General features: G+C 71.8%; 25 protein-coding genes. 13 read left to right on the plus strand and 12 right to left on the minus strand.

Annotated features, from left to right (window positions below; all coding sequences use genetic code 11):
• Positions 1-196: 196 nt before the first annotated feature.
• Positions 197-1,675 carry an FG-GAP repeat protein gene (locus ACIDOF_RS10010; protein ID WP_409005410.1) on the minus strand — a complete coding sequence of 493 codons (1,479 nt, stop codon included), beginning with the start codon at positions 1,673-1,675 and terminating at the stop codon, positions 197-199.
• 357 nt (positions 1,676-2,032) lie between these two features.
• Complete coding sequence (locus ACIDOF_RS10015; protein WP_409005411.1) at positions 2,033-2,533, minus strand: hemerythrin domain-containing protein; 501 nt, start codon at positions 2,531-2,533, stop codon at positions 2,033-2,035.
• A gap of 282 nt (positions 2,534-2,815) precedes the next feature.
• Between ACIDOF_RS10015 and ACIDOF_RS10020 the strand changes: the two genes are divergently transcribed.
• Genes ACIDOF_RS10020 through ACIDOF_RS10030 form a run of 3 tightly spaced genes read left to right on the plus strand, consistent with a single transcriptional unit; the run spans position 2,816 to position 4,777 of the window.
• Entirely contained in the window at positions 2,816-3,511 is a 696-nt protein-coding gene (locus ACIDOF_RS10020) for a HemK2/MTQ2 family protein methyltransferase (RefSeq protein WP_409005412.1), read from the plus strand.
• The gene (locus ACIDOF_RS10025; protein ID WP_409005413.1) at positions 3,495-3,743 is read left to right on the plus strand and encodes a CDGSH iron-sulfur domain-containing protein; all 249 of its coding nucleotides are present in this window, start codon (positions 3,495-3,497) and stop codon (positions 3,741-3,743) included. The genes ACIDOF_RS10020 and ACIDOF_RS10025 overlap by 17 nt, the downstream gene beginning before the upstream one ends.
• A complete protein-coding gene (locus tag ACIDOF_RS10030; RefSeq protein WP_409005414.1) occupies positions 3,740-4,777 on the plus strand; it encodes an iron-containing redox enzyme family protein in 1,038 nt (345 codons plus the stop codon). The genes ACIDOF_RS10025 and ACIDOF_RS10030 overlap by 4 nt, the downstream gene beginning before the upstream one ends.
• A gap of 182 nt (positions 4,778-4,959) precedes the next feature.
• Here ACIDOF_RS10030 and ACIDOF_RS10035 read toward each other — a convergent pair whose 3' ends face one another.
• From ACIDOF_RS10035 to ACIDOF_RS10050, 4 genes are all read right to left on the minus strand, one after another.
• Positions 4,960-6,060: a hypothetical protein gene (locus tag ACIDOF_RS10035; RefSeq protein ID WP_409005415.1), complete on the minus strand. Its 1,101-nt coding sequence runs from the start codon at positions 6,058-6,060 to the stop codon at positions 4,960-4,962.
• 152 nt (positions 6,061-6,212) lie between these two features.
• Positions 6,213-7,097, minus strand: coding sequence for a thermonuclease family protein (locus ACIDOF_RS10040; RefSeq protein ID WP_409005416.1), 885 nt, complete (start codon positions 7,095-7,097; stop codon positions 6,213-6,215).
• A gap of 376 nt (positions 7,098-7,473) precedes the next feature.
• Entirely contained in the window at positions 7,474-8,121 is a 648-nt protein-coding gene (locus ACIDOF_RS10045) for a hypothetical protein (RefSeq protein WP_409005417.1), read from the minus strand.
• A 320-nt stretch (positions 8,122-8,441) separates the two neighbouring features.
• Complete coding sequence (locus tag ACIDOF_RS10050) at positions 8,442-9,650, minus strand: esterase-like activity of phytase family protein (RefSeq protein ID WP_409005418.1); 1,209 nt, start codon at positions 9,648-9,650, stop codon at positions 8,442-8,444.
• Positions 9,651-10,005: 355 nt separating this feature from the next.
• Between ACIDOF_RS10050 and ACIDOF_RS10055 the strand changes: the two genes are divergently transcribed.
• Complete coding sequence (locus ACIDOF_RS10055) at positions 10,006-10,686, plus strand: SMI1/KNR4 family protein (protein WP_409005419.1); 681 nt, start codon at positions 10,006-10,008, stop codon at positions 10,684-10,686.
• Positions 10,687-10,690: 4 nt separating this feature from the next.
• On the opposite strand, the gene ACIDOF_RS10060 is transcribed toward ACIDOF_RS10055, so the two are convergent.
• Together ACIDOF_RS10060 and ACIDOF_RS10065 are read right to left on the minus strand one after the other, a co-directional pair.
• Positions 10,691-11,191, minus strand: coding sequence for a nuclear transport factor 2 family protein (locus ACIDOF_RS10060; RefSeq protein WP_409005420.1), 501 nt, complete (start codon positions 11,189-11,191; stop codon positions 10,691-10,693).
• Positions 11,192-11,269: 78 nt separating this feature from the next.
• A complete protein-coding gene (locus ACIDOF_RS10065; protein ID WP_409005421.1) occupies positions 11,270-12,232 on the minus strand; it encodes a VOC family protein in 963 nt (320 codons plus the stop codon).
• A 153-nt stretch (positions 12,233-12,385) separates the two neighbouring features.
• On the opposite strand from ACIDOF_RS10065, the gene ACIDOF_RS10070 reads away from it, so the two are divergent.
• Positions 12,386-13,468: a phospholipase gene (locus tag ACIDOF_RS10070; RefSeq protein WP_409005422.1), complete on the plus strand. Its 1,083-nt coding sequence runs from the start codon at positions 12,386-12,388 to the stop codon at positions 13,466-13,468.
• An 8-nt stretch (positions 13,469-13,476) separates the two neighbouring features.
• Here ACIDOF_RS10070 and ACIDOF_RS10075 read toward each other — a convergent pair whose 3' ends face one another.
• Positions 13,477-13,746, minus strand: a complete 270-nt coding sequence (locus ACIDOF_RS10075) for an Imm21 family immunity protein (RefSeq protein ID WP_409005423.1) — start codon at positions 13,744-13,746, stop codon at positions 13,477-13,479.
• Between the two features lie 18 nt (positions 13,747-13,764).
• Entirely contained in the window at positions 13,765-15,591 is a 1,827-nt protein-coding gene (locus ACIDOF_RS10080; protein ID WP_409005744.1) for an FG-GAP-like repeat-containing protein, read from the minus strand.
• A 207-nt stretch (positions 15,592-15,798) separates the two neighbouring features.
• Here ACIDOF_RS10080 and ACIDOF_RS10085 point away from each other — a divergent pair, with 207 nt between their 5' ends.
• Entirely contained in the window at positions 15,799-16,128 is a 330-nt protein-coding gene (locus ACIDOF_RS10085) for a hypothetical protein (RefSeq protein WP_409005424.1), read from the plus strand.
• On the opposite strand, the gene ACIDOF_RS10090 is transcribed toward ACIDOF_RS10085, so the two are convergent.
• Entirely contained in the window at positions 16,125-16,658 is a 534-nt protein-coding gene (locus ACIDOF_RS10090) for a MarR family winged helix-turn-helix transcriptional regulator (protein WP_409005425.1), read from the minus strand. The two genes, ACIDOF_RS10085 and ACIDOF_RS10090, sit on opposite strands and share 4 nt — an antisense overlap.
• Before the next feature lie 108 nt (positions 16,659-16,766).
• Between ACIDOF_RS10090 and ACIDOF_RS10095 the strand changes: the two genes are divergently transcribed.
• Positions 16,767-17,180 (plus strand): Ohr family peroxiredoxin, encoded by a 414-nt coding sequence (locus tag ACIDOF_RS10095; RefSeq protein WP_409005426.1) that lies wholly within the window; start codon positions 16,767-16,769, stop codon positions 17,178-17,180.
• A 9-nt stretch (positions 17,181-17,189) separates the two neighbouring features.
• On the opposite strand, the gene ACIDOF_RS10100 is transcribed toward ACIDOF_RS10095, so the two are convergent.
• On the minus strand, positions 17,190-18,134 hold the full coding sequence (locus ACIDOF_RS10100) for a LysR family transcriptional regulator (RefSeq protein ID WP_409005427.1): 945 nt from the start codon (positions 18,132-18,134) through the stop codon (positions 17,190-17,192).
• A gap of 143 nt (positions 18,135-18,277) precedes the next feature.
• Between ACIDOF_RS10100 and pcaD the strand changes: the two genes are divergently transcribed.
• The 6 genes from pcaD to ACIDOF_RS10130 all read left to right on the plus strand — a co-directional run bounded on the left by pcaD (position 18,278) and on the right by ACIDOF_RS10130 (position 24,640).
• Positions 18,278-19,090, plus strand: coding sequence for a 3-oxoadipate enol-lactonase (pcaD, locus tag ACIDOF_RS10105; RefSeq protein WP_409005428.1), 813 nt, complete (start codon positions 18,278-18,280; stop codon positions 19,088-19,090).
• Positions 19,091-19,307: 217 nt separating this feature from the next.
• A complete protein-coding gene (locus ACIDOF_RS10110) occupies positions 19,308-20,813 on the plus strand; it encodes an ABC transporter substrate-binding protein (RefSeq protein ID WP_409005429.1) in 1,506 nt (501 codons plus the stop codon).
• On the plus strand, positions 20,810-21,766 hold the full coding sequence (locus ACIDOF_RS10115) for an ABC transporter permease (protein WP_409005430.1): 957 nt from the start codon (positions 20,810-20,812) through the stop codon (positions 21,764-21,766). Before ACIDOF_RS10110 ends, ACIDOF_RS10115 begins: the two co-directional genes overlap by 4 nt.
• 14 nt (positions 21,767-21,780) lie before the next feature.
• Positions 21,781-22,659 carry an ABC transporter permease gene (locus ACIDOF_RS10120; protein ID WP_409005745.1) on the plus strand — a complete coding sequence of 293 codons (879 nt, stop codon included), beginning with the start codon at positions 21,781-21,783 and terminating at the stop codon, positions 22,657-22,659.
• Complete coding sequence (locus tag ACIDOF_RS10125) at positions 22,656-23,645, plus strand: ABC transporter ATP-binding protein (protein WP_409005431.1); 990 nt, start codon at positions 22,656-22,658, stop codon at positions 23,643-23,645. The genes ACIDOF_RS10120 and ACIDOF_RS10125 overlap by 4 nt, the downstream gene beginning before the upstream one ends.
• Entirely contained in the window at positions 23,642-24,640 is a 999-nt protein-coding gene (locus ACIDOF_RS10130) for an ABC transporter ATP-binding protein (RefSeq protein WP_409005432.1), read from the plus strand. The genes ACIDOF_RS10125 and ACIDOF_RS10130 overlap by 4 nt, the downstream gene beginning before the upstream one ends.

A 24,640-nucleotide genomic window follows, 5' to 3' on the forward strand; every position in this document is an offset into this window, starting at 1 on the left:
CGGCTGCCGCGCCGTCGTGGCCGCTCGCGCAGTCCCCGCGCCCCTGAAGTCCAGCCCCTCCGGCGATTGAGGAGCGGGGGTTCGGGGGCGGAGCCCCCGGGCGCCGCAGGGCTACTTCCTCGCTTCGTCCGCGGACGGCCCAGGCCGGGGTCCCGGTCCCCGGCCTGGGCCCTCCCGTCTACGGGATTCCGCGTTCTCAGCCGACGTCAGGGAGCGGCTGGGGGGTTATCGGCGGGTGGCCCTGGAGGCTGCTGCCGAGGTGGGGCTGTCCGTCGGTCGACAGCAGGTAGGACGCCGGGGTCAGGCTGCGGGCCCCGGTGACCGTGACGGTGGTGTCCGAACCGAGGAGCGTGGTGAGCGCACCGCTCTCGCCGTCCTCGCCCAGCGCCGCGACGGTCAGGTCCTTGCGGCCGTCGCCGTTGAGGTCGCTGAGCAGCAGGCGGGAGCCGAAACCGTCGCCGGCCTCGTTCTCACCGGGGACGCCCTCGGTGCCCTGGTCGAAGACCTGGCGGTTGGTCGTCGTGAGCCCGATGGAGCCGCCGTACATGACGGTCACGTGCCCGGCGTCGGCGACGGTGTCGGCGTCGGTGTCCTCGTTCGGGTCGCCGACGGCGAGGTCGTCGTGGCCGTCGCCGTTGATGTCGCCCGCGGCGAGCCCGACGCCGTACTGGTCGTACAGGTCGCCGTCGCCCGGGGTGTCGAAGTCGTCCTGGGTGAGGGTGTACCTCTCGACGTCGTCCACCGTCCAGGTCGGGTCGGTCTGGGAGACGGGACGGCCCGGCACGTAGGTGATCTCGCCGCCGTGCTCGCCCTCACGGCCGAGGACGATGTCCCCGTAACCGTCGTTGTCGAAGTCCCCGAAGACCGAGGAGTAGCCGCCGCGGTAACCGACCTGCAGGGGCGAGGAGTTGAGGCCCAGCGTGCTCGCGTCGCCCCCGCTCCGATAGAGCTGGGAGTGGTTGAACAGCAGGTCGTCCGCGCCGTCGCCGGTGACGTCACCGGAGGTGAGGGCGACGACCTCGCCGCCCCAGGCGTTCAGGTTGCCCAGCGGGTAGGTGCCGCTGTCCGCGCCGTCGTCGGCGATGCCGCCCGCGTACAGCCAGGCCTGGGCCGAGGTGTTGCCGGCGGCCAGGTCGTCCTTGCCGTCGCCGTTGAAGTCGCCCGCGGCGAGGGTCCGCCCGTGCGCGTCCTGGTCGGCGCTGGTGGGGTCGGCGAGCGCGGCGCTGCCCCGCAGGCCCTCCGCAGAGCCCCACAGGATCTGGACGATGCCGGCGTCCTGATCGTCGCCGACGTCCTCGCCCGGGGCGCCGGTGGCGAGGTCGTCGAAGCCGTCGTCGTTGAAGTCGGCGATGGCCACGGAGAATCCGAAGTGGTCACCGGCCGCCGCCTGGCCACCGACACCCTTGGAGTTCTGGGTGAGCGTGACCCGCGCGGCCTGGTCGGCGCCCGCGCCCGCCGCGGAGCCGTACGCGACGGTGACGGCCCCGGCGCCCGCCAGACCGTCGACCGGGGCGTCGGGGGCGGAGGCGGCGAGGTCGACGTAGCCGTCGCCGTTGAAGTCTCCGTCGCGGCCGGACACCGAGGCGTGTTCTCCGGTCGCCGCGGCAGCGCTGCCCGCGAGCGCGGGGACCAGCAGGCCGCCCGTCAGGGCGGCGAGAGCGATGGCGGTCGCCATGCGGTGGTTACGTCGAGACGAGGGCTGTCTTCCCTCTTCAAAGGTCACGCGATATCTCCCGATGTGAAACGTGACGACCCCCGGCCGGGGGTCCGTGGATCTGGCGTGGGGGGAGAGCGAACATCAAGCGTGGGGGGACCGGACGTCACTGCAGACGGCTGTCCGGCCGGTTGCCGATCATGACTGAGTCGGCGCGCAACAATAACCCACAGGTCGCGCCGCCTGTCATGCCCCCGGCAGCCGTTCATCACGGAACTGCCGGTTGTCCAGGCCGAGTTCAGACGCCCGCACCTTCGGCCCCTGCCTTCCGGGAGGAACTCCGGCAGGAACCTCGTACGACAACGCCCGGCGGCGCGTTCAGGACCGGACGATGCGGCGGACGTTGTCGATGTCGCCGCAGCCGGCCCGCAGGTGTGCGGCGCGGTCCTCGATGAAGGCGGCGCCGAGCTCTGCGCGGCGCTCCATGGGCACGTTCTCGCGGGCGTCGTTGAGGACCGTACGCTCCTCCTCGTCGGTGTGGTGGGTGACCGTCTCGACCAGTTTCTCCAGCTTCTCGTCCCAGTCGTCGCCGCCCACGTCGTCCACTTCGAGCAGGGCGAGGAGCGCCTTGTTGCCGTCTGCGTGTTCTTCGACGCCGTGGTCGACCTCGTCGTCGTCCACGTCGCGGAACCGTTTGAGCGCCGGATAGACCCGGTGTTCCTCGGCGAGCGCATGCGCCACCAGGAGATCGGCGAACTCCTTCAGCGCGGCTGCGCGTTCGGCCTCCACGCTGCGCATCCTGCGGAAGAGCTCCTCCATGCGCCGGTGGTCGTCGAGGATGAGCTCCACGACGTCGTCGGACGATGCGGTTTCCGTCATGTGGTCCTCCCTGTCCCGCTGTGGGTACCACCAGCTCACGCCGTGAATCCGTCGTCCGCCACCCAGCCGGCACTGCACGGCTTCGGTCACCGAGAGTGAGGGCCGCGGCGCCCGCCGAAAACGCCGGAGCCGTACGCGGGACGCCCGGCGGACCCCTGACCGTTTAAGCGGCGCCGGACCGAGCACTGGGAAGTGTGGAGGTGCTGTGGAGGCAGCCCGCACGGCCGACCGCCCAGGTCAGGCCGCCGGGCCCGCGTGTATCCGCCGTCCAGGAGGCATGTCATGGCCGTCGACACGGTGCTCAGGCCGCGCCTGTCCCGCCTGATCACCGCACCCGGGGTGTACGTCCCGCAGTACGACAGCGGGCTCCTGGCGCGTGCCCTGGCGGCGGAGGACGTCACTGCCGCCACGGACGTGCTCGACCTCGGGACCGGCAACGGCTGCCTGGCCCTGTGCGCGGCGCGTCGGGGTGCGCGGGTGACGGCCGTCGACATCTCCCGGCGCGCCGTCCTCGTCACGCGCGTCAACGCCGCCCTCGCGGGGCTGCGGCTCACCGTGTGCCGCGGCGACCTCACGGACGCGGTGCCGGGCCGTACGTACGACCTGGTCGTCAGCAACCCCCCGTACGTGCCCTCGCCCGCCGGGCCGCCGCAGCGCGGTGCGGCGCGGGCCTGGGAGGCGGGGCCCGACGGGCGCGCGGTCGTGGACCGGATCTGCGACGCGGCGCCGCGCGTGCTGCGCCCCGGCGGGGTGCTGCTCATGGTGCACTCGGCGCTGACGGGCCCCGACGCCACCCTGGCGCGGCTCGCCGCGTCCGGCCTCGACACGACGGTGGTACGGCGTGCCCGCGTCCCCTTCGGGCCCGTGCTGCGCTCGCGTCGCGGCTGGCTCGGCGAACAGGGCCTCGTGAACCCCGACGTGCATCAACCGCCCGACGAACAAGAGGAGTTGGTGGTGTTCCGTGCCCGGCTCCGCTGACCGTCCCCGACGCGTCCGCCTCGACCCCGACGGCCCGCTGCTGGTGGAGGGCCCGGTCGAGGTGGTCGACGAATCGGGGGCCGTGTCCGTGTCCCGCCGCTTCTGCGTGGCGCTCTGCCGGTGCCGGCGCAGCCGCACGTACCCCTGGTGCGACACCAGCCACCGGCAGCGGGTGAAGCCGGCTGCCGAAACGTCCTCCGCCGAGCCTGCGCAGAAGCCGGAGACCACATGACCGGCCGACCCAGCCCTCACGCCTCCGGCCCGCCCCTGCCCGAGCCGGCCGGCCCGCTCTCCGCCGCGGTCATCGCGTCGTTGCCCGAGGAGGGGCCCGGCCAACTCTCCGTGAAGAAGGCGGACTTGAGGGACTCCGACCCGTACGGCGAGGATCTGCAGCTCGCCCTCCACGTGCTGTACGAACTGCACTACCAGGGCTTCGCCGGCGTCCCCGACGACCGCGAGTGGGACCCCGAACTCCTCGGGCTGCGCGCGGAGTTGGAGTCGTGCTTCCTCGACGCGCTGCGCGCCGACGTCCCGGCCGGCGCGGACACCGAGCACGCCCTCGCCCCGCTTCTGGTCGAGCCGACCGGCTTCGACGCGCGCAGCGTCAGCCACCACCTGGAACGCGACGGCGAGCTGTGGCAGCTCAGGGAGTACGCCGCGCTCCGCTCGCTCTACCACCTCAAGGAGGCCGACCCGCACGCATGGGTCCTGCCGCGGCTGCGGGGGCGCGCCAAGGCGGGCATGACCGCCGTCGAGTACGACGAGTTCGGGGCCGGCCGGGCGGAGGAGATCCACGCCCGGCTGTTCGCCGACCTGATGACGGACCTCGGCCTCGACACGGCGTACGGGCGCTACGTCGACGCGGCCCCCGCCCAGGCCCTCGCCACGGGCAACGTGATCTCCCTGTTCGGGCTGCACCGGGCCCTCCGCGGCGCCCTGGTCGGCAACTTCGCCACGGTCGAGGTCACCTCCCCGCCCGCCGCCCGCCGCCTCGCGGCCGCCCTCCGCCGCACCGGGGCGGGCCCGGCCGCCGCGCGCTTCTACGACGAGCACGTCGAGGCCGACGCCGTCCACGAACAGGTCGTACGGCACGAGGTGGTCGACGGTCTGCTGGCGAGCGAACCGGAGCTGGACGCACAGGTGGCGTTCGGCATCGGGGCCACCGTGCTGCTCGAAGACCGGCTGTCCGCCGCGCTGTTGGAGGCATGGCGCGGGCACCGCAGCGCACTCCGCAGCCCCCTCGACCAGGCCCCGGGCGTCTTCTAGGAGTCGACGAACTCGGCCGTCGGGGCGGGGGTGTGGGCATCGGCCGTCTCTGGCCGACCCGGCCCACAGCACGACCCGGAGTCCGCACCCTTCGTGAGCACCGAGCACCGCCGCCCGCCCCGCCGCCGTCGACCGCACACCGCGCTCGTCCGTGCCGGGGCGCCGCGGTCGAGGCGGCCGCGCTAGGACCGCGTCGCTCGCCTGCACTCGTCCCCGGCGGGCTCGCCCTCCGCGACCGGTGTGCTGCGGTCGTACGGGTCGATCTCCGGGCCGGGTTCGTCAGCGCGGCGGTCCGTGCCGAAGGGCGGGTCGAAGTAGCCCGTGGGTCCGCCGCAACCGCCGTTGGTCATGTCGTACTTGTACGAGACGATCGAGAACGTGCCCGGCTCGGTGATCACCTTGTCGGGGTCGTCCCAGCTCAGGACCAGCTCGCGGCGGACGATCGTACGCACGATCTCGTCGTCGCCGCCCGCGTGCGCGGGGGTGGCCGGGTAGACGAAGGTGACGTCCGCGGTCACCTGGAGCGCGCCGCGCTCGCCCTCTCGGTACGTGAGCCGGCCCCTGGTCTTCACGACGTCGCCGACCAGGCGAGTGCGGGAGGGCTGGAAGCGGCTGAAGAGGAGAAGGGGGTCGTTCTTCTCGCCCGGGTCGCGGAAAGCCGTGTCCAGCAGGTTCTGGACGTCCTTCTGGTGCGGGTTGATCCGCGCGAGCGCCCGCTCGGGACGGTCCCCGCGCAGCACCCCGCGGTCCAGGTTGGACGCGACGAGGAAGTCGCGGCTGCGGGCGAGGGCCTGCCCGACCTCGGCCTCGCTCATCCAGCCGAGGGCCTCGGCCTTCGGCACGGTGATGCCCGCCGCGCCGTCCGCCCAACGCGCCGCGGGCGAGCCGCGGAACGGCTCCTGGAGAGTGGGGCGTTGGGCTGCCTCCGCCCGGGGCGCCTGGGTCGGGCGGGCGGTCTCGGGAGCCGACGGAGAGGAGTCGGCACCGGCGAACAGGTCCACCGTCCAACCCGGCGCGAGCGCCACCACCAGCAGCACCGGCGCGACCAGCAGCCCGGCCGCGTACCAGCCCTTGCGTGTGCGCCGCTTGGGCCGCGCGGGTGTGTAGCTGCGCCAGCCCTCGGGGGGTCGGTCGGGCTCCGCGCGCAGTCGCCGGGCGACTTCACGGGCGCGTGCCGACGGCTCCTTGGGCGCGTCGGCGGCGCCCGCCACCGACTCGCGCAGAAACCGCTCCCACTCCTCGTCGGACCTGGACGAGCCGTCCGGCTCCGTACCCGCACCCATCCCAACCCCCTGACAGTCCCTGACCTCGGCCCACTCCCCTGGGGCGCGACCGCATGATGACACAGGGCGGCTGCGGGGAGACTGGCTGGTCGGTCACTTCCCTTCTGCAAAGGGCCAGTTGAGCTCGACCGGGGGCAGGGGCCGGGGCGGGCTCAGCTGTCGCAACCGATGCCGTCCCCGTCGGCGTCGAGCCGGTGCGGGTCGTCGGGGCCGACCCGGACGGGGCCGGGTACGTCGCGGCAGTCCACGTCCGGCGCACCGGCGGGCGGGCCGGGCGGGAGGCCGTCCGGGTCGCCCGCGTCCGGGTCGCCCACGTCCGGGTTGTCCGGCTGGACCGGCTGCGGCTCGGGCGCTGGCTCGTCAGGAGGGCTGGGCTCCGCCGGCGAGTTGGGCTCGGGCTCGGGGCAGGCGGCCCAGAGACCGGTCGCGGTGCTCTCGGCCTCCGCCCCGTCGCGGCTGATCTCGGGCCACCGGGCATCGTTCGGCGGGTACAGCCTTGCCTCGGCGTGACCGGTCTCCACCAGGGACGCGTTCACGAACACGCCCTGCGCGTCGAAGAGGTAGAGCAGGTAACGGTCGTAGGGGTCCTTCAGGTCGACGTCACGCTCGTAGCGCAGGGCCGACCCCGGAGGCAGCAGCTCCGTCAGCCGCGCGGTGGCCTCCTCGGCGAAGCAGGCGCCCTTCTCCGGCGCGTCGATCGCCAGCAGGCGCACCCGTACCACCTCACCGGCAGGCAGTACGTCGCCGTCGCCGCGGACGTCGAGCGTGTCCCCGTCGACGACGCGTACGACGGTGGCCTCCGGGCGCGGAGCAGGGGCGTCGCGCCGGCTGCGCTGCGGGGCAGGATCGGAAGGGCCGGCAGGGTCGGCAGGGCCGGCAGGGCCGGAGGGCGGGGCGGGCGGCGTGGACGTCGGGGTCGGAGTCGACGGAACGGCAGGATCCGACGAGGAGGACGCGGGCGAGGACGAGTCCCCGGTACCGCCGCCGGAGAGGCCGATGCCCAGGCCGACCAGGGCGACGAAGCAGGCGACGAGCACGAGCAGAACGGTCCGCCGGCGCGGCCCGCGGCCGTACCCCGCACGCCGGAACCGGCCCCGACGCGGAGGACGCGAACCGTCCGCGCCGGGCGGCCGCCGAGGGGTACGTGAAGATGCGGCCCGCCGAGTGTGGCGGCGCCAAGCTTCGGGATCGGGTGAGGGGCTCATGTCGCGCCACCGGAAGCGTAGGTGTGTCGCTCTCAGTGCATGCCGGCGCCGTACGGCACGACAAGGGCCGAGTGGCCCTGCGCGCGTAGGACACCTGGGCAACCCGAAGCCCCTGGTGCGCGCCCCGCGCCCAGCGCCCCGGCCAACTCCCGCCGGGGCGCCGGACGTTCGCCCTTCGCAGGCCGGAGGCCTGCGGCGCGAGGGTGGGTCAGCCGGCGGTCCAGATGACCGGCTTGTCGCTGTACGCGTCGCCCTCGTCGAACTCGGCGGCGGTGACGTCGCCGCTCTTCGACGCCGCGAGCGAGCAGGTCTCGAAGGACGCGCCCTTGGCGAACTCGGCGGGTGCGGACTCCTTGTCGCACTTGCCGGGGATGTCGCCGATCAGGGAGAGGCCGGTGCTCTGGTTGCCGGCGAGGAGGCCGCGGAGCTGGACGTAGGCGCGGGAGAGGTCGGTGTCGCCGACGTTCTCGACCTTCATCTTGATGAAGTACGGCGTGACGCCCTTCGCCTTGTCGCCGAACCTGGCCATGTCGGCCTCGGCGCCCTTGTCGATCGACGTGACGGTGATGGCGAGGGTGCCCTTCTTGCCGGAGTACTCGAAGGGCAGGACCGCCTTCTCGCCGACCTTGAGCTCGGTGCCCGGGGCGGTGGCGTCGGCTGCGGGCTGGGCGTCGCCGCCCTCGTTCTCGCCGCCGTCGGTGGCTTCGGTGCTGGGGCTCTCCTTGCCGGGGTCGGGCGCCGTCGTCGCCTTCTCCTTGCCCGTCGCCCCGTCCTCGGTGTCGCCGCCGCAGGCCGTGAGCCCGAGGCCGAGCGTGGTGACCAGAGCGGCCGTCAGTGCGATACGCGCCTTGCGCATGTGTCAAACCCTCGCTATGTCATGAAATTGTTCGCCGGTCCGGCGATGTCTCGCGCAGTTTGTCAGGCATGTGTGCGTGTTTGGTGCGCGTGAGGTCGCAGTGACGTCTCGACTCTTCGACGCGCGCGCCGCGCTCAGCAGGTCCGCAGGCGGGGTGAGCAGCGTCGTCGTACCTCCTGGTCCCCGCCCGCCCCGGAGGTGATCTTCATGAGAAATCCTCACTTGAGAGACACCTGGGGCAGGAGTGCACGCGCCGGTCGCCGTCGCCGTCCTCGACGAGAGGCGGTGACCGGCGCGTACGCACGATCGGCGGGCGGGCCCTAGGTGAGGGCGAGGGCGACGATCTGGGTGGCCTCGTCGGAGGAGAAGTTGTCGTCGCTGACGAGGATCAGGGTCCGCTCGCCGTTCGGCAGGACGGGGCCCCACGTCATGCCCTCGGTGTTGTTGACGGACGAGAGCCCGAGGTCGTCGAAGTCGGCGACGAGGGTCTTGCGCATCGGTACGACGGACTCGCCGGCCAGCGCGTCCATCGCCTGCACATCGGTCGCGCCGCGGGTGGTGGCGTCGTAGATGCGGATCTTGTAGCCGGAGCCGGCGACCCAGGTGCGTTCGAGGACGAGGTAGCGGTCGGGGTCGTTCGGGAAGGCGAGGAGGGAGGGGACGCCGGTGTCGGGGCCCCAGGGGCTGGTCGGGTCGGACGGGGCGAAGATCTTCTCCAGCGGGTACGCGAACTGGCCCTGCACGCGGCCCGTCCGGGTCTGCTGCGTGAGGCGTACGAGGGCGCCGCGGTCGGTGTCGGGAAGCGGGCCGTCCTGGAGGAGGGGCCCCTCGATCGCGCTGGTGACCCGGGTGCCGCGGGCGCCGAAGGACAGCGCTTCGATCACCTGGTTGCGGCGCGGGCCGCGGTCCTCGCTGATCGTGTAGTTCGCGGGGAGCCGGAAGCTGCCGCGGTATCCGCCGGTGCGGGACGCGTACTGGATCGACGGCTGCACGACCGGCTCGGCGCTCGTCCTGGGCCGGTCGCCCTCCTGACCCCACCAGTAGCGGCAGGTGAGCGGGTCCACGCGGATCTCCTCCGGGTCGACGGCCTTGCCCGGGTCGGTGTTCGGCGACGGGTACGTGGCGCCGTCCGGCCGGCGGAAGGCGTGCGTCCCGGTGAAGTCGACGGCGTGCACTCCGGCGGCGTCGACGTCGAGGTTCGCGGTGTAGAAGCGGGCGGGGTTCAGGTATGAGCGGTCGTCGCTGATGAACACGTACTGGCCGGTGCAGCGGTCGCGGTCGATGCCGGACAGGCCGCCGACCGTGGTGCCGTCGAAGGCCAGCTTGTGCGGGACGGTCCGCTCACCGAGGAGCCGGACCTGCGCGCCGCCCGGCTCCGACTGCTTCGACCGCTCCGACTGCTCCGACTTCCGTACGGAGTCGCCGGGTTGGGCGGCGGCCGTGGTGGCCGGGGGCAGGGCCGAGGCCAGTGCCGAGGAGAGGAGCAGGGCTGCGGCAGCGCAGGCTCGTCGCATCAGGGAGGTTCTCATGGCGGTGATCATGGCCTGGTCGGCCGACCGGCGCGGCCACCTGTCCGCAGATATGCGTCAACAAGCCGCCTCAATCAGCCATATGAGGCTGCATCAGGTCTCGCCTGCTGGTGAAAGCGCCGGGTCCTGTCAGGGTGCCCGGGCCGGTGGCTCCTCCGGAAAGTGGCCGGTATGCGTACGCCCGGTCGGAGTAGTGGGGAGGGCTGACCCGGCGACGACGGTGCCGGAGAACTCGTGGCCGGGGATCTGCGGCAGCGAGGCGCCGGTCAGGGGATGCGGCTTGTCCGCGTCGAAGGGCGGCCGGGGTGTCAGTGGTGGGCTCGGGGGTGTCAGTGGTGGGACGTACGGTCTGCTCATGACTGATCAGTGGTGGGTGGGCGTACGTCAGCGGGTCGAGGCGGCTGGTGGCGGGCCCGGGAGCGGCAAGGTCTTCGGGGCGTTGGGGCACGAGTGGGTTCTGGAGGATCCGCTCACGCCCGGCGAACTCGCCGAGCTGGAGGCGCAGATAGGCGTGCGGCTGCCGGCGGAGTACCGGGCGTTCCTGCTGGAGGTGGGCGCGGGCGGCGCCGGTCCCGCGTACGGGCTGTTCCCGGTCCGGCGCGTGCAGGGCCGTTGGCGCTGGGAGGGCGACGGGGCGGATCTGGCCGACCTGTCGCTGCTCGCCGAGCCGTTCCCGGAGCGGGGCCCGGACCCGGAGCTGGTCGACGCTCTGCTCGATGAGCGTCCCGAGGAGGAGGACTTCGACGACATCGAGGAGTTCGACGACGCCTCGGAGGCGTGGGACGAGCGGTGGGCGGCCGTCATGTTCGCCCCGGAGCGCACCGCCGGCGCGATCGTGGTCTCGCACCGGGGCTGTGCGCAGCGGGAGTGGCTGGTCGTCAGCAGCAGCCACCGCGGCACGATCTGGTCCGACTGCCGGGCGGACGACGTCGACCTCGCCCCGCTCCTCGCCGACGACGGTACGCCGGTGAGGTTCGCCCAGTGGTACACCGGCTGGTTGGAGAAGGCCGAGCGGGCGGCGTTGTCGGCGCGGTAGGTCCTCAGTCGGCGGGTCCCGCCCCGGGTGCGGTCGGCGCGGTGCAGGCGGCGGCGATGGCCTGCGTGTCCCAGTAGAACGGGCGGACCTCGGTGATCTGCCCGTTCTTGACCGTGATCGCCTGCAGGACCGCGAAGTCGAGCTCACGGCCGGTCGCGCGAGCGCGGGCGCGGACCTGGGTGCGTACGACCGCGTGCTCGCCGGTGGCGAGGAACTCCTGCTCGACCATGTCGAACGACTCCCACACCTCCCCCATCCTGAGGAAGAACCGCGTCATGCCGTCGTGCCCACGCCAGGTGCCTCCGTAGGGCAGGCCCTCTGCCTGGTGCAGCTCGACGTCGGGCGCGAAGAACGGGGCGAGCAGGTCGAACGAAGCCTCGCCGGGGCCTCCCGCCGCCAGGTACTCGGCTTCCGCCGCGTACATGCCGGTGAGGACGGTGGCGGGCTCGGTGCTCGGCTCGGGGGCGGGCTCGGTGGGCGGCTCGGTGGTGGGCAGCGTCGTCATGCCGTCAGCATGAGCACTGCGGCAGGGGCTTGCTGGCGGCTGTCGGACGTCCAGGTCGAAGCGGCGTGGTCGGAGGGGTCAGGGGGCCTCACGGAAGATCAGGGCCGTGCCGAGGGCTGCCGCGGCCGGGACGAACGGCTCGCCTCGGCCGGTCTCGCGTACGGGCAGCCCGTTCTCCTCCAGCAGCGCACGCACCCGTGCGGTGTCGGGGACGGTCACGGTGCAGGCGATCAGTGCCGGGAGCGCGGGCGGCTGCTCGCCGGGCAGCAGATCGGGGAGGTCGGTCACGCGTACGAGGGTGAGCGGTGCGTCGGCGTCGATGTCGACGGGTCGGCCGAGGTACCGCTCGAATCGCTCGCGTACGAAGGGGAGTTGGTCGTCGGCCACGCACAGCACCGCCTCGGCGAGGTCCTGGGCGCCGTTGGGGTGGTCGAGGTGGCGGAGGTGCTGGAAGTCCGGGTCCAGGTCGGCGACGACACCGATCCGGCCCACCGGTGGTTCGTGCGCCGCTTCACCGCCCTCCCCGTGACCGATCTCCAAGTAGCGGACCGTTTCGGTGCGTTGGCCGTCCGGGGTCTCGACGGGTCGGCCGACGGTGTTCACGCCGCCGTGCCCGACACCGGCCGCGGTGAGCCGGTCCGCCGCGCCGTCGATGTCCGGCGAGGAGAACATCAGGATGTGCAGCCCCTCGAACTGGCCGCGCCAGTCGGCGAGTCGGGCGGAGGTCGCCTCGATCCGCGACTGGAGTACGGGCAGCTTCTCCGGCGGCGCCTGCAGCGGCACGGTCCGGGTGTCGCGGGGAAGTCCCGCCGCCGTGCTTCCGGCGTTCACCGGGGTCACCAGCTCGATGAAGCCACGGGCGAGGTCGGCGTGCGTGTTGGCCGCCCCGAAGGGGACCGGTACACCGCCGTCACGGGGTGCCAGCGCGGGCACGCTCGGCGGCGGCAGACGGAAGCCGAGTCGCCGGTACAGCGCCATGGCCTGCGCCATGTCACCGACGACATGGCCGACGTGGTGCAGGCGTGAGATGTCGTGAGGCATGGGCTCACGGTAGGCCGCACGCCCGGGCCGCCCCACGCCGCTCCCCCTCCCCCCGGTCGGGTTGCCGACCGGTTGCGTCCGTCACACCGACTGGTTACCGGGCGGTAATTACGCGTAGGCTCCTCCGAGTTTTGCAGAGAGGATCCCGTCCGGATGAGCGCCGTACGCAGCCGCCGCAGGACACTGCTTCCGCCGGCCCTGGCCTTCGTCACGGCCGCGCTGGGCACCGCCGTGGCCGCCACAGCAGTCACTGCGACCGCCACAGCAGCCGCCCCCGCGACCACAACCGCCCAGAACTCCGCGCCCACCGCCGCCCAGAACTCCGCGCCCGCCGCCGCCGAGCGGTCCGGGCCTGCTCAGCAGCGTCCGACCTGGGCCATCGCCCACCGGGTGCTCACCGCCGAGGGGGTGAGCGCGGCACTGCGGGACGGCGCCAACGCGCTGGAGATCGACGCCACGGCCTGGAAGGAAGGCTGGTGGGCGGACCACGACGGCACCCTCACCAGCTACGGCGACCCGATGGCCGACATGTTCGACCAGGTGGCGAAGGAGCACCGGGCGGGGCGTCAGGTCTCGTTCGTATGGCTGGACATGAAGAATCCCGACTGGTGCGAGAGCAGTGATCCGGAACGGAAGCAGTGCTCTGCGGCTGCTCTGCGGGATCTGGCCCGCAACAAGCTGGAGAGCCACGGCATCCGGGTGCTCTACGGCTTCTACGGGACCGAGGGCGGCCGCGGCTGGAAAGACGTGACGGGCAGCCTGAACAGCAAGGAGGGCGTCGCGTACAGCGGTGACTACGCGGACGTGCGCAGCGGGTACGCCGAGCACGGGGCGGCCGTCGCGCGGAACCAACGGGTCATGGACAACGGCCTGTTCAGCATGGCGTTCAAGTTCGGCAGCATCCGCGAGGAGTTGCAGGCCGGCGGGGAGGCCCGGGACCGCGGGGAACTCGCCCGCACCGTCGGCTGGACGGTCGGCCCCGGCGACCGGGAACGCGCCGAGACCCTCCTGGACGGCTCCGACGCGGGCGTCGGCTCCGGTACCGGCGCCGCCGTGGACGCGCTGATCTACGGCAACCGCATGTCCTGCTACCCGGACGGCGTCAGGGGCCCGAAGGGCTGCGGCACGGACGACAGCGGGGTGCGGGAGTCCCTCTCGTACATCACGGACTACGTCGAGGCGCACCCGAAGAGCCGCCGTATGGCCACGAGCCGGGACATCCCGTTCGGCAGCTGACCTCTCCGTCAGCGGAGCGGCGGCAGCGGCAGGAGGTGGATCACGCCGACCGAGGTGTGCTCGATCGGCGAGGCGTGGACGGCGCGAACTGCCCGGCGGCCGGGCGGAATCGGGACGGGCGCCTCCTCCGGCGGGCCGCCGCCCGCCGGGTAGGCAACCCCCAGCTCGTCCCCCGCCGTCACGGAGTCCATGAGCACGGCCGGGCCGTCCGTCTCCCACATACCGCAGTCCTCCCACGCGGTGGCGGGGTCGGCGAGCACGGTCTCGGCCGCGGCCACGGCGGTTCGTCGGTCACGTCATGTGCAGCGGTGGTTCAGGCGGGGGTTCTCGACGCGGACCTCACCCGCTTTGCTGACCCGCAGCAGTTCGGCTTTTCTGTCTCCGTCGACGTCGGCGAGCTGAATCTCCTCCGCCGGGGTGCGGGTTTTCGGTTCCGGCACGATCTCCCCGATGTCGTAGGGGCTTTCGCACGATGGCGTGCCCGTGAGCCAGCCCCGTGCGCCGCCCTTCAGGGTGATGAGGATCGGCTCGGCATACCCGTTGCCGTCGAGGTCGGCAAACTTGAGGTCACGGTTGAAGACCTTCTTGTAGAGGCTCCGGGGAGGGGACCAGCGCACCTCCATCGAACCGTCGTCGCCCACCTTCGTCTCGTTGCGCCAGACGGTCACCTCGCCGCTCGGTTGGACCCACAGGTAGTCGACTTTCCCGTCTCCGTCGACGTCGGCGAACTGGATCTCCTCGAGGTCCTGCTCGATACCTGCCTTTTCGAGCAAGGGAACGTCGGCGTCGCCGCCGTACTCCTTCCGGCACATCCACGCGACGGAGTTTCCCAAGCCCCAGGTGTGGACGGCCACCCCGCCGGTCTTGTCGACCACCATGCAGTCGGGCCGTTCGTCGCCGTCGATGTCGCCGAAACGCAACGCGTCGCCGTCCGCGCCGGGCGCGGGGATGTAGGAGCTCTTGTACTGCCCGCCGGTGAGCAACGGGCCGTCCTCTGCGTCGTCGTTCCACCAGAACTTGAATGTCTGGTCCTTGTAGACCGTGACGTATTCGGCTCTCTCGTCCTCGTTGATGTCGAAGAACCAGAATCTGTTCGTGGCCGGGAAATCCTCGGGCGGGTCGATGACGGCGTCGTGTCGGGGCGGGCTCGGAGTGTCCGAACTGGCAGCCGCGTCCGGTGATTTGGGGTCGGGGCCGGACGAGTCGGCATCCGATTTCCACGGCATCGGGGCGAAATAGAGGAGCGAGGCGACGATCGCCAGGGCGGCGACCGAGGCGATCGCGAGCGTCGGGCGCCGCTTCCCGGCGGGCTTCTCCGCGGCCGGGGCGTGCTCGTGGGCCGGTGCCGCCGGCTCGGACCCGGGTGCGTACGGCTCGGACCCGGGTGCGTACGGCTCGGTGCGCGTCGCGAGGAGGAGGCGGCGGAGCGCGGTGAACGTCCGGTGCTGGGGCGAGTCGGCCCTGAGGATGCTGGAGTGGTCGCCCGGCAGGGCCGAGCTGTCCGGGAAGACGGACTGCGCCGAGGCGCGGGACACCACGCCGTCGCTCTCGCCCGCATACACCGACACCGGGATGGGGCAGGTCCGTTCGGTGACCGCCGGGGCGTGCACGACGTCCTTGACGACCGTACGCAGGGTCGCGCTGACCTGGTCGTTCAGCGGGCGCAGATCCTTCTCCTGCGGATGGCGCCCGCCCAGCGCACGCCGTCGTAAGGAGAGCAGCAGTTCCGAACCGTTGCTCGGGCAGGCGAGCATGACGAGCCGCTGGATCCGGGCGAGTTCGGCGCCTCTGCCGTCGTGGAGCATGCGGGCCAGATACCGCTGGGCGACCAGCCCGCCCTGGCTGTGGGTGACCAGGAACAGCTGGTCGTACGCACCGGCCTCCGTGACCAGGTACTCCTTGAGGCTGTCGGCGACCGTGTCGATGGACGGGAACACCCGCAGCGGGTGGACCGGCATCAGCCCGGTCGCGTACTCGAACGTCAGCGGCTCGACGAACCCGAGCCCCCGGTCGGCGGCGATCAGTCCGCGCAGCGGTTCCCACACCTTCGGCCCGGACATGAACCCGTGGACCATCACGAGCCCGAGTCGACTCTCCCCCACGATGCCGATCCCCTCTCCCATCTCCAAGAGCTGGAGGGTTCACCGTAATCCCGCGTCTGATCTCTCTCACCGCTCACCATGGGAGTGGCCAAAAGCCCGCTCTGAGGGCGGGATCAGCGGCGCGATATCGACGCAGGCCCGCCACGGGCCGGGTTCGCGCCAACTCCCCGTGCGCACTGGACGTTTCCCGTCACACTGGCGGTTCCCGTTCGACCGAAGGAGCGAGCCGTGCCCGACCGGCCTGAGATCGTCTGCATCTGTGGCTCTGCCCGGTTCGTGGACGAGATGCGTGCGGCGAACCGTGATCTGACCTTCGCGGGTGTCATCGTCGTCGCGCCGGGCGAGGTGGAAACAGGCGCAGCGGGCGAGTTGCTCACCGGCGAGCAGCAGGCCGCGCTCGGCGCCCTTCACCTGCGCAAGATCGACCTGGCCGACCGGGTTCTGGTCGTCAACCCCGGCGGGTACATCGGTGAGTCCACGCGCAGGGAGATCGCGTACGCCCACGCCACCGGCAAGCCCGTCGCGTTCACCGATCCCGTCCGACCGGACTCGGCCTAGCTCTCCCCCGTCCTCTCCTCCGCGCTCTCCCCCGCCGAGTCCAGTGCGCGCGTCAACGTGTCGAGGTGTTCGCGGAGTTGGTGGAACTCGTCGAGCGTGAGGCCCGTCGCGGTCGCGATCCGGCGTGGGATCTCCAGGGCCTGCGCCTTGAGGTCCCGGCCCGCCTCGGTGGGGCGGACCACGACGGAACGCTCGTCCTCGGCGCTGCGCCGCCGCTCCACGTACCCGACCGCCTCCAGCCGCTTGAGCAGCGGGGACAGCGTGCCGGAGTCGAGGCGCAGGAGGGCGCCGAGGCGCTTCACGGCCAGCTCGTCGTGCTCCCAGAGCGCCAGCATGACGAGGTACTGCGGGTAGGTGAGCCGCAGCTCCTTCAGCGGTTCGCGGTACACGCTGTTGAACGCCCGCGAGGCGGCGTGCACGGAGAAGCAGACCTGCCGGTCGAGTCGGAGCAGGTCCTCGTCTCGTACCTCACGCACATCTCGTACGTCTCGTACGTCTCGTACGTCTCGTACGTCGCGGGTTGCAGCCATGCCCTCCAGGGTACCGACGGCGTCCGCCACTCGCAATTAAGTTGTGCACAACTTAATTGTGCGCTATCAATATGGGGACGCAGATTCCACCGACGACAGGACTGGATCATGGACGCCATCTACACCGCAGTCGCCACCGCCAACGGCCGTGAGGGCCGGGCCGTCAGCTCCGACGGTCAGGTCGACCTGCCGCTCGCCTTCCCGCCCGCCCTCGGCGGCAACGGTCAGGGCACCAACCCCGAGCAGCTCTTCGCCGCCGGTTTCGCGGCCTGCTTCGCCAGCGCGATGGGCGCCATCGGCCGCCAGGAGAAGATCGACGTCAAGGACGCCTCGATCACCGCGGAGGTCTCCATCGGCAAGGACACCGACGGCGGCTTCGGCCTCGCGGTCGTCCTGCGCGCGGAGCTCCCCGACCACCTCCAGGGCGAGGCGGGCCGCGAGCTCCTGGAGAAGACCCACGCCTACTGCCCGTACTCCAAGGCGACCCGCGGCAACATCGACGTGGAGCTCGTGATCGAGTGACGCGGAGAGTCAGACGCGTACCGGCGTCTTCCTCGCCTTGGGGACGCGGCCCAGCGTCGGCCGCAGCAGCGGTGCGTGGCGGGTGAGGTAGTCCCAGAGCTGGTCGGCGACCGGTCCGTGCGGCCGGTCGCGCCGGCGGGCCGCCGCGAGGTCCTCGACCACTCCGGGGAAGTGTCGTCCGGCGATCGACAGCAGGCTCCCGGCCCGCAACTCGCTCTCGATCATGAACCGCGGCAGATGACCCCACGCCATGCCGTGCAGGATCAGCTCCTTCTTCATGAGGTGGTCCGGAACGGTGCTGCGGGGCGCGCCCTCGACCAGGAAATGGCCTTGCTCGGTCGGGTTCCGCGCCGAGTCCCGGACCACGCACTGGGTGAAGGCCTGCATCCGCTGCGGTGTGATCTCGGTGCCCGGGGCGAAGGGCAGGAAGCCGGGCGCCACGACGGGTACGAGCGCGACACGGCCGAGATCGACCCGCTCCATCCGTACGTCGCTCCTGGGTACGCGGTGCACGACAAGGTCGGCCTCGTCCTCCAGGAGCCGCTCCCAGGGGCCGGTGATCGCCTCGAACTGCAGGTGCAGCCGGGTCTGCGGGCGCTGCGCGAAGAAGCGGCTGAGCAGTTCGAGGACGGGCGGAAGGGGGCACAGGTCGCCCAGCACCACGCGCAGTTCGGCCTCTTCGCCCATCGCCAACTGCGCGGCGTACGTCTGCAGTTCCTCGGTCTCGTGCAGCAGGAGGCGCACCTTGCGGTGGAAGGCGCGGCCGGCCTCGGTGAGCCGGACCCGATAGCCGGAGCGGTCGAGCAGGTCCAGGCCCAGCTGGCGTTCCAGCTTGGCGACCGCCGCGAACACGGAAGGGTGCGAGCGGTGCAGTCGCTCGGCGGCGGCCTGGAATCCGCCGTCGACAACTACCGCGTCGAAGCACTGCAGTTCGTGGAGCGTGAAGTTCGACATGGCGGCATTGTCCAGTGAACCTACAGGCTTCGTCCGATCTTTGTAATAGCTCTGGGTGGGCGGCGTTCCTAGGCTGAGCGCACACCCGAACGCACAGCACACCGGCCGCGAGGCCACGCGTTCACCAGTTCCCTGGAGCCGACATGACCACCGAGACCCGTACCCCTGCCGCCATCACCACCGGCGACGGCGTCCGTATCGCCTACCGCTTCGACGGCGACGCGACCAAGCCGGTGCTGCTGCTCTCCAACTCCATCGGGACCGACCTCCACATGTGGGACGGTCAAGTGCCCGCCCTGACCGAGCACTTCAGGCTGTTGCGGTACGACGCGCGCGGCCACGGCGCGTCCGACGTGCCGAGCGGCCCGTACTCCCTGGACCGGCTCGGCCGCGACGTGGTGGAACTGCTCGACGCGCTGGGCCTGGAGCGGGTGCACGTACTGGGGCTGTCCCTGGGCGGGATCGTCGCGCAGTGGCTGGGCATCCACGTACCGGAGCGCGTCGAGCGGCTGGTGCTCTCCAACACCGCCGCGCACCTCGGCCCGCCGAGCCAGTGGGACCGGCCGATCGCCGAGCTGCTCGCGGCGCCCGACATGCGGGCCACCGCGGAGATGTTCCTGCACAACTGGTTCCCGGCCCCCATGCTGCAGGGCGACGACGAGGTGGTCGAGGCCTTCCGCCGCACCCTGCTCGCCACCCGGCGCGAGGGCGTGGCCGGCAGCTGGGCCGCGGTACGCGACTCCGACCTGCGCCGCACGGCCACGCTCATCCACAGCCCGACCCTGGTCATCGCGGGCGAGCACGACACGGTCACCTCCGCCGAGCACGGCAAGGAGCTCGCCGCGACCGTCCCCGGCGCACGGTTCACGCTCCTGCCGACGGTGCACCTGGCGAACATCGAGGCGCAGGCGGAGTTCCTCGACGCTGTGCTGGGCTTCCTCACGGAACGGTCCTGACGGCCCTGACGGCCCTCTCGATCTTCTTCCGTACGGGGCCTTGTCGCACCGACTGTATGCGAAATACGGTCTGCGGTATTCCTTGATCTCCTGCGGCAGGAGGTACCTTCCCGTGCGCCGAACAGCGCCTTCAGCAGCGGCAGTCGGGTTACTGCTGACCATCACCACGGGCTGCACTTCGCTGCAGTCGGCGGCGACCGAGGTCGACGGAGCGCACATGGCCGACGCCCGGGAGGCCAGGGACGGCGGCACGCTGACCGTCGCCCTGGCCTCGGACCCCGACAAGCTCGACCCGTCCCTCGCCCAGACCCTCGTGGGCCGGACCGTGTTCGCGTCCATGTGCGAGAAGTTGTACGACAGCGACGAGGACGGACAGCTCGTACCGCAGTTGGCCACCGAGCTGCCCGAGATCTCGAACGACGGCCGCACCGTCACCATCCCGGTCCGCGAGGACGCCACCTTCAGCGACGGCACGAAGCTCGACGCGGACGCCGTGGTCACCTCCCTGAAGCGGCACCGCGACATCGCGGGCTCCGCCCGGGCCACCGAACTCGGCCCCGTCGACAGCGTCGAGGCCACCGGCCCGTACACGGTGGAGATCACGCTGAAGCAGCCGTACACCCCGCTGCCCACCGTCCTCGCCGACCGGGCGGGCATGGTGCTGTCCCCGAAGGCGATCGCGAAGTACGGCAAGAACTTCACCAACCACCCTTCCTGCGTGGGCCCGTTCAAGTACAAGGAACGCGTCGGCGGCGACCGGATCGTGCTCGTCAAGGACGACAGGTACTACGACGCGGACGCCGTGCACCTCGACCGGGTGATCTACAAGCCGATCCCCGACGGCAACGTCCGGCTCGCCAACCTCCGCTCCGGGGACGTGCAGATCGGCGACCAGATGACGCCGGTCGAGGTCAGCAGCGTCCTCACCGACCCCAAGCTGAAGCTCTTCAACTCGCCGTCCATGGGCTACCAGGGCATCGGCATCAACGTCGGCAACACCAAGGGCCTCGGCGAGAAGCCCGGCAGGATCGACACCCCGCTCGGCAGCGACGTCCGCGTCCGCGAGGCCTTCGAGAAGTCCCTCGACCGCAAGCTGATCAACAAGATCGTGTTCCAGGGGATGTACGAGCCGGCCTGCGGCCCCGTCTCGCCGCAGTCCGCCATCGCCCCCGGCGTGCGGCCGAGCGAGTGCCCCGGACGCGACGTCGCCGGAGCCAGGAAGCTGCTGAAGGAGGCCGGGGTGAAGACCCCCGTCCGCTTCGAGTACACGATCAACAACACCCCCGAGGACATCCGCCTCGGCCAGGTCGTGCAGTCCATGGCCAAGGACGCCGGATTCCAGGTGTCCCTGCGGCCCATGGAGTACGCCTCGATGCTGGAGGAGACCGACTCCGGCCGCTACGACGCCTTCCGCAGCGGCTGGTCCGGGCGGCTCGACCCCGACGGCAACATCGCCAGCTTCCTGACGACCCGCGGCGCGATGAACGCGTACGGACTCGGCGACGCGAAGATCGACGAGCTCATCGCCCGCGGCCGCACCGAGGGCGACCAGGGCGAACGCGCGGAGATCTACCGCGAGCTCACCGAGAAGGTCAACGCCGAGCACGCCCTCGTCTACCTCTACCGGCAGAAGAACTACGTCGTCGCCGGGAAGGACATCGCCGGACTACGGGTCTACGGCGACGGCCTGGTCCGGGTGAAGTCTGCGGGGTACGCGCGATGAGCAGCTATGTCCTCAAGCGGCTGAGGCAGTCGCTTGTCACCCTGTTCCTGGTCAGCGTCGTGGTCTTCGCGGGCGTCCGCGCGATCCCCGGCGACCCGGCGCTCGCCCTGGCCGGTGAGGAACGCAGCCCCGAGGCGCTCGCCGCGATCCGCGAGCAGTACGGGCTCGACGACTCCGTCTTCGAGCAGTACGGGCGCTTCGTCGCCCACGCCGTCACCGGCGACCTGGGCACCTCCGCGCGCACCGGCCTCCCCGTCGACGACGCGATCGTCAACGCGCTGCCGGTCACCGTCGAACTCTCCCTCCTGTCCCTGCTGTTCGCCGTGGTCTTCGGCATCGGCGCGGGCGTGATCGCCGCCGTGCGCCGCGGCCGGCCCGCGGAGTGGTTCGCCAACGGCCTTGCCCTCCTCGGCCTCTCGGTGCCGAACTTCTGGCTGGGCATCGTCCTGGTCCTGTCCCTCGCCATCGCCGTACCGGTCTTCGCAGCCTCCGGTTACGTGCCCTTCGGCGTCGACCCGGTCGACAACCTGCGGCGCATGGTGCTGCCCGCGATCGTCCTCGGCTCCGGGCTCGCCGCCGTCGTGATGCGTCAGACCCGCGCCGCGATGCTCGACTCGCTGTCCGCGGACTACGTGCGCACGGCCCGCGCCAAGGGGCTCAGCCGCAGGCAGGTCATCGGCGGCCACGCGCTGCGCAACTCCCTGGTCACCGTCGTCACGATCCTCGGCCTGCAACTCGGCCAGCTGATCTCGGGCGCCGTGGTCACCGAGCAGATCTTCGTCCTGCCGGGCTTCGGCAAGCTCACCATCGACGCCGTCTTCACCCGCGACTACGCGATGCTGCAGGGCGTCGTGCTCTGCACCTCGGCGGCGTACATCCTGATCAACCTCCTGGTGGACGTGGCGTATTCGGTGATCGACCCGCGGATCCGGCTCGGAGGTGCGTCCCGATGAACCCGTCCTCGACCATGACCCTCACGCGCCCGATACGCGCCCGCCTCGCCCGCGCGCTCGGCGGCGCCCGCACCCGGGCCCTGCTCGCCAACCGGCTCGCCCTGACCGGCGGCGTCATCGCAGCGCTGTTCGTGCTTGCCGCGCTGCTCGCCCCGCTGCTCTCCCCGTACGACCCGGCGCAGGCCGACTTCGAGAACGCGCTCGCCCAGCCCGCCTGGTCGCACTGGCTCGGCACCGACGACCTCGGCCGCGACCAGCTCTCCCGCGTCCTGTTCGGCCTGCGCGCCTCGCTGCAGGTCGGCCTGCTCGCGGTGGTCCTGGCCTTCCTGGTGGGAGTCCCGCTCGGCCTGCTCGCCGGCTACTACGGGAGGTTCGCCGACTCGACGGTCTCCCGGATCACCGAGACGATGCTCGCCTTCCCGTTCCTGGTGCTCGCCGTGGGCCTGGCCGCCATCCTCGGGCCTTCCCTGCTGAACGCCACGATCGCGATCGGCATCTCGCAGGTCCCGGCCGTCATCCGCATCACCCGCGCCGAGACCCTCCGGCTGAAGAACGTGGACTTCGTGGCCGCGGCGATCGCGAGCGGCGGCGGCGACGGCACCGTCCTCCTCCGGCACGTCCTGCCCAACGCCGCTTCGGCCCTCACCGTCCAGGCCACCGTCGGCATCCCCGCCGCGATCATCGGCGAGGCGCTGCTCAGCTTCCTCGGCCTCGGTGTGCAGCCGCCCGATCCCTCGCTCGGCGTGATGCTGTCCTCCGCCCAGTCCTTCCTGGCCGCCGCGCCCTGGATGGCGGTCTTCCCCGGTCTCGCGATCGTCGCCGCGACGCTCGCCTTCAACCTGCTCGGCGACGGCCTGCGGGACGTCCTCGACCCCCGTGGAGCGACCCGATGACCGAGCCCGTACCGAGCAACGCGATGACCGAGCCCGTGCTGAAGGTGACCGACCTCTCCGTCTCCTTCCGGTCCGCAGAGCGCACCGTGCACGCCGTCGACCGGATCAGTTACGAGGTCGGGCCGGGCGAAGTCCTCGCCGTCGTGGGCGAGTCCGGCTGCGGGAAGTCCGTCACCTCGATGGCGACGATGGGTCTGCTCCCGCCGACTGCGACGGTCACCGGCTCGGTGCGGCTCGGCGGCCGTGAACTGGTCGGCGCGAGCGAGAAGGAGCTCGCCCGGGTCCGCGGCGACGACCTGGCGATGATCTTCCAGGAGCCCATGACCTCGCTCAACCCGGTCCTCACCGTCGGCCGCCAGATCGGCGAAGTGCTGCGCAGGCACCAGGGCCTCAGCCGCAGACAGGCCACCGAGCGCACCGTCGAACTCCTCGACCTGGTCGGCATCCCCGCCCCGCGCCGACGCGTCGGCGAGTACCCGCACCAGCTGTCCGGCGGCATGCGCCAGCGCGTCATGATCGCCATCGCGGTCGCCTGCGACCCGTCGGTCCTCATCGCCGACGAGCCGACGACGGCGCTCGACGTGACCGTGCAGGCGGGCATCCTCGACGTTCTGCGGTCGCTGCGCGCACGCCTCGGCACCGCGATCGTCCTGATCACCCACGACCTCGGCGTCGTCGCCGACATCGCGGACCGGGTGATGGTGATGTACGCGGGCCGCGTCGTCGAACAGGGCGAGGTGCACGAGCTGTACGCGCAGCCCCGACACCCGTACACCAACGGCCTGTTGGGGGCCGTCCTCACGCCCGGCGCGGAGGGCGGACGCCGACTGCCGGAGATCCCCGGCCTGGTGCCGAGCCTGGAGACGCAGCCGGACGCGTGCACGTTCGCGCCCCGCTGCCCGCGCGCGACGCAGCAGTGCACGACCGCGCGGCCGCGGCTCGACCGGGCCGCCTGCTGGCACCCGCACGAGGGGGAGGCCCGATGAACACCGAGTACGAGCAAGCCCTCGAACTGCGCGGTCTCACCCGCCACTTCGGGCCGGTGCGCGCCGTCGACGGGGTCACGCTCACCGTCGGCCGGGGCGAGGTCGTGGGTCTGGTCGGCGAGTCCGGCAGCGGCAAGTCGACCGTCGGCCGCATCGCCGTACGCCTCGACGAGCCGACCTCCGGCAGCGTGCACATCGCCGGTACGGACGTCACGTCCCTGTCCCGGCGCCGACTGCGGCCGCTGCGCCGGAAGTTCCACCTGGTGTTCCAGGACCCGTCGTCCTCGCTCGACCCGCGCATGACGATCGGCGAGATCGTCGCCGAGCCGCTCAAGTTGCACCGCATCGCCAGGGGCGAAGAGGCCCGTCGGCGCGTCGAGAAGCTCCTGCAGCAGGTCGGCCTGCGCCCCGAGCACGCCGAACGCCATCCGCACGAGCTGTCCGGCGGGCAACGGCAGCGCGTGTCCATCGCCCGCGCGCTGTCCTGCGAGCCCGACCTGGTGGTGGCCGACGAGCCGACGTCCGCGCTCGACGTGTCCGTGCAGGCGTCGGTCCTCAACCTGTTCGCGGACCTGCAGCGGGACCGCGGCTTCGGCTGCCTGTTCATCACCCACGACCTGGCGGCGGTGGAGTTCCTCGCCGACCGGATCGCCGTGATGTACCTCGGGCAGATCGTCGAGGAGGCGCCCACGGCCGAGCTGTTCGCCGACCCCAAGCACCCCTACACCCAGGCGCTCCTGTCGGCGGCGCCGGTGCCGGACCCGGCGGCGCAGCGCACCCGCGAGCGGATCGTCCTGAGCGGCGAACTCCCCAGCCCCCTGAATCCTCCGCCCGGTTGCCGTTTCCACACCCGCTGCCCGCTCGCGGTGGACCGGTGCAGGACCGAGGTCCCGGCCCTGCGCACCCTGCCGGACGGGAAACGGCAGGCCGCCTGCCACCTGGTCGCCGAGGACGGAACCGCCCCCGACGCGTCGGCCGCGAGCACGCACAACTGA

Source organism: Streptomyces sp. Da 82-17, from assembly GCF_046098215.1.
Classification (GTDB): Bacteria; Actinomycetota; Actinomycetes; order Streptomycetales; family Streptomycetaceae; genus Streptomyces.

What these genes read in the sequence shown, in the direction of transcription:
- ACIDOF_RS10110 (WP_409005429.1), top strand. Translation starts at nt 19,308, where the DNA reads ATGGCCGACGCCCGGGAGGCCAGGGACGGCGGCACGCTGACCGTCGCC.
- ACIDOF_RS10095 (WP_409005426.1), top strand. Translation starts at nt 16,767, where the DNA reads ATGGACGCCATCTACACCGCAGTCGCCACCGCCAACGGCCGTGAGGGC.
- pcaD (WP_409005428.1), top strand. Translation starts at nt 18,278, where the DNA reads ATGACCACCGAGACCCGTACCCCTGCCGCCATCACCACCGGCGACGGC.
- ACIDOF_RS10090 (WP_409005425.1), bottom strand. Translation starts at nt 16,658, where the DNA reads ATGGCTGCAACCCGCGACGTACGAGACGTACGAGACGTACGAGACGTA.
- ACIDOF_RS10015 (WP_409005411.1), bottom strand. Translation starts at nt 2,533, where the DNA reads ATGACGGAAACCGCATCGTCCGACGACGTCGTGGAGCTCATCCTCGAC.
- ACIDOF_RS10120 (WP_409005745.1), top strand. Translation starts at nt 21,781, where the DNA reads ATGACCCTCACGCGCCCGATACGCGCCCGCCTCGCCCGCGCGCTCGGC.
- ACIDOF_RS10035 (WP_409005415.1), bottom strand. Translation starts at nt 6,060, where the DNA reads ATGGGTGCGGGTACGGAGCCGGACGGCTCGTCCAGGTCCGACGAGGAG.
- ACIDOF_RS10070 (WP_409005422.1), top strand. Translation starts at nt 12,386, where the DNA reads ATGAGCGCCGTACGCAGCCGCCGCAGGACACTGCTTCCGCCGGCCCTG.
- ACIDOF_RS10130 (WP_409005432.1), top strand. Translation starts at nt 23,642, where the DNA reads ATGAACACCGAGTACGAGCAAGCCCTCGAACTGCGCGGTCTCACCCGC.
- ACIDOF_RS10100 (WP_409005427.1), bottom strand. Translation starts at nt 18,134, where the DNA reads ATGTCGAACTTCACGCTCCACGAACTGCAGTGCTTCGACGCGGTAGTT.
- ACIDOF_RS10020 (WP_409005412.1), top strand. Translation starts at nt 2,816, where the DNA reads ATGGCCGTCGACACGGTGCTCAGGCCGCGCCTGTCCCGCCTGATCACC.
- ACIDOF_RS10080 (WP_409005744.1), bottom strand. Translation starts at nt 15,591, where the DNA reads ATGGGAGAGGGGATCGGCATCGTGGGGGAGAGTCGACTCGGGCTCGTG.
- ACIDOF_RS10045 (WP_409005417.1), bottom strand. Translation starts at nt 8,121, where the DNA reads ATGCGCAAGGCGCGTATCGCACTGACGGCCGCTCTGGTCACCACGCTC.
- ACIDOF_RS10060 (WP_409005420.1), bottom strand. Translation starts at nt 11,191, where the DNA reads ATGACGACGCTGCCCACCACCGAGCCGCCCACCGAGCCCGCCCCCGAG.
- ACIDOF_RS10030 (WP_409005414.1), top strand. Translation starts at nt 3,740, where the DNA reads ATGACCGGCCGACCCAGCCCTCACGCCTCCGGCCCGCCCCTGCCCGAG.
- ACIDOF_RS10115 (WP_409005430.1), top strand. Translation starts at nt 20,810, where the DNA reads ATGAGCAGCTATGTCCTCAAGCGGCTGAGGCAGTCGCTTGTCACCCTG.
- ACIDOF_RS10065 (WP_409005421.1), bottom strand. Translation starts at nt 12,232, where the DNA reads ATGCCTCACGACATCTCACGCCTGCACCACGTCGGCCATGTCGTCGGT.
- ACIDOF_RS10125 (WP_409005431.1), top strand. Translation starts at nt 22,656, where the DNA reads ATGACCGAGCCCGTACCGAGCAACGCGATGACCGAGCCCGTGCTGAAG.
- ACIDOF_RS10055 (WP_409005419.1), top strand. Translation starts at nt 10,006, where the DNA reads ATGACTGATCAGTGGTGGGTGGGCGTACGTCAGCGGGTCGAGGCGGCT.
- ACIDOF_RS10050 (WP_409005418.1), bottom strand. Translation starts at nt 9,650, where the DNA reads ATGAGAACCTCCCTGATGCGACGAGCCTGCGCTGCCGCAGCCCTGCTC.
- ACIDOF_RS10010 (WP_409005410.1), bottom strand. Translation starts at nt 1,675, where the DNA reads ATGGCGACCGCCATCGCTCTCGCCGCCCTGACGGGCGGCCTGCTGGTC.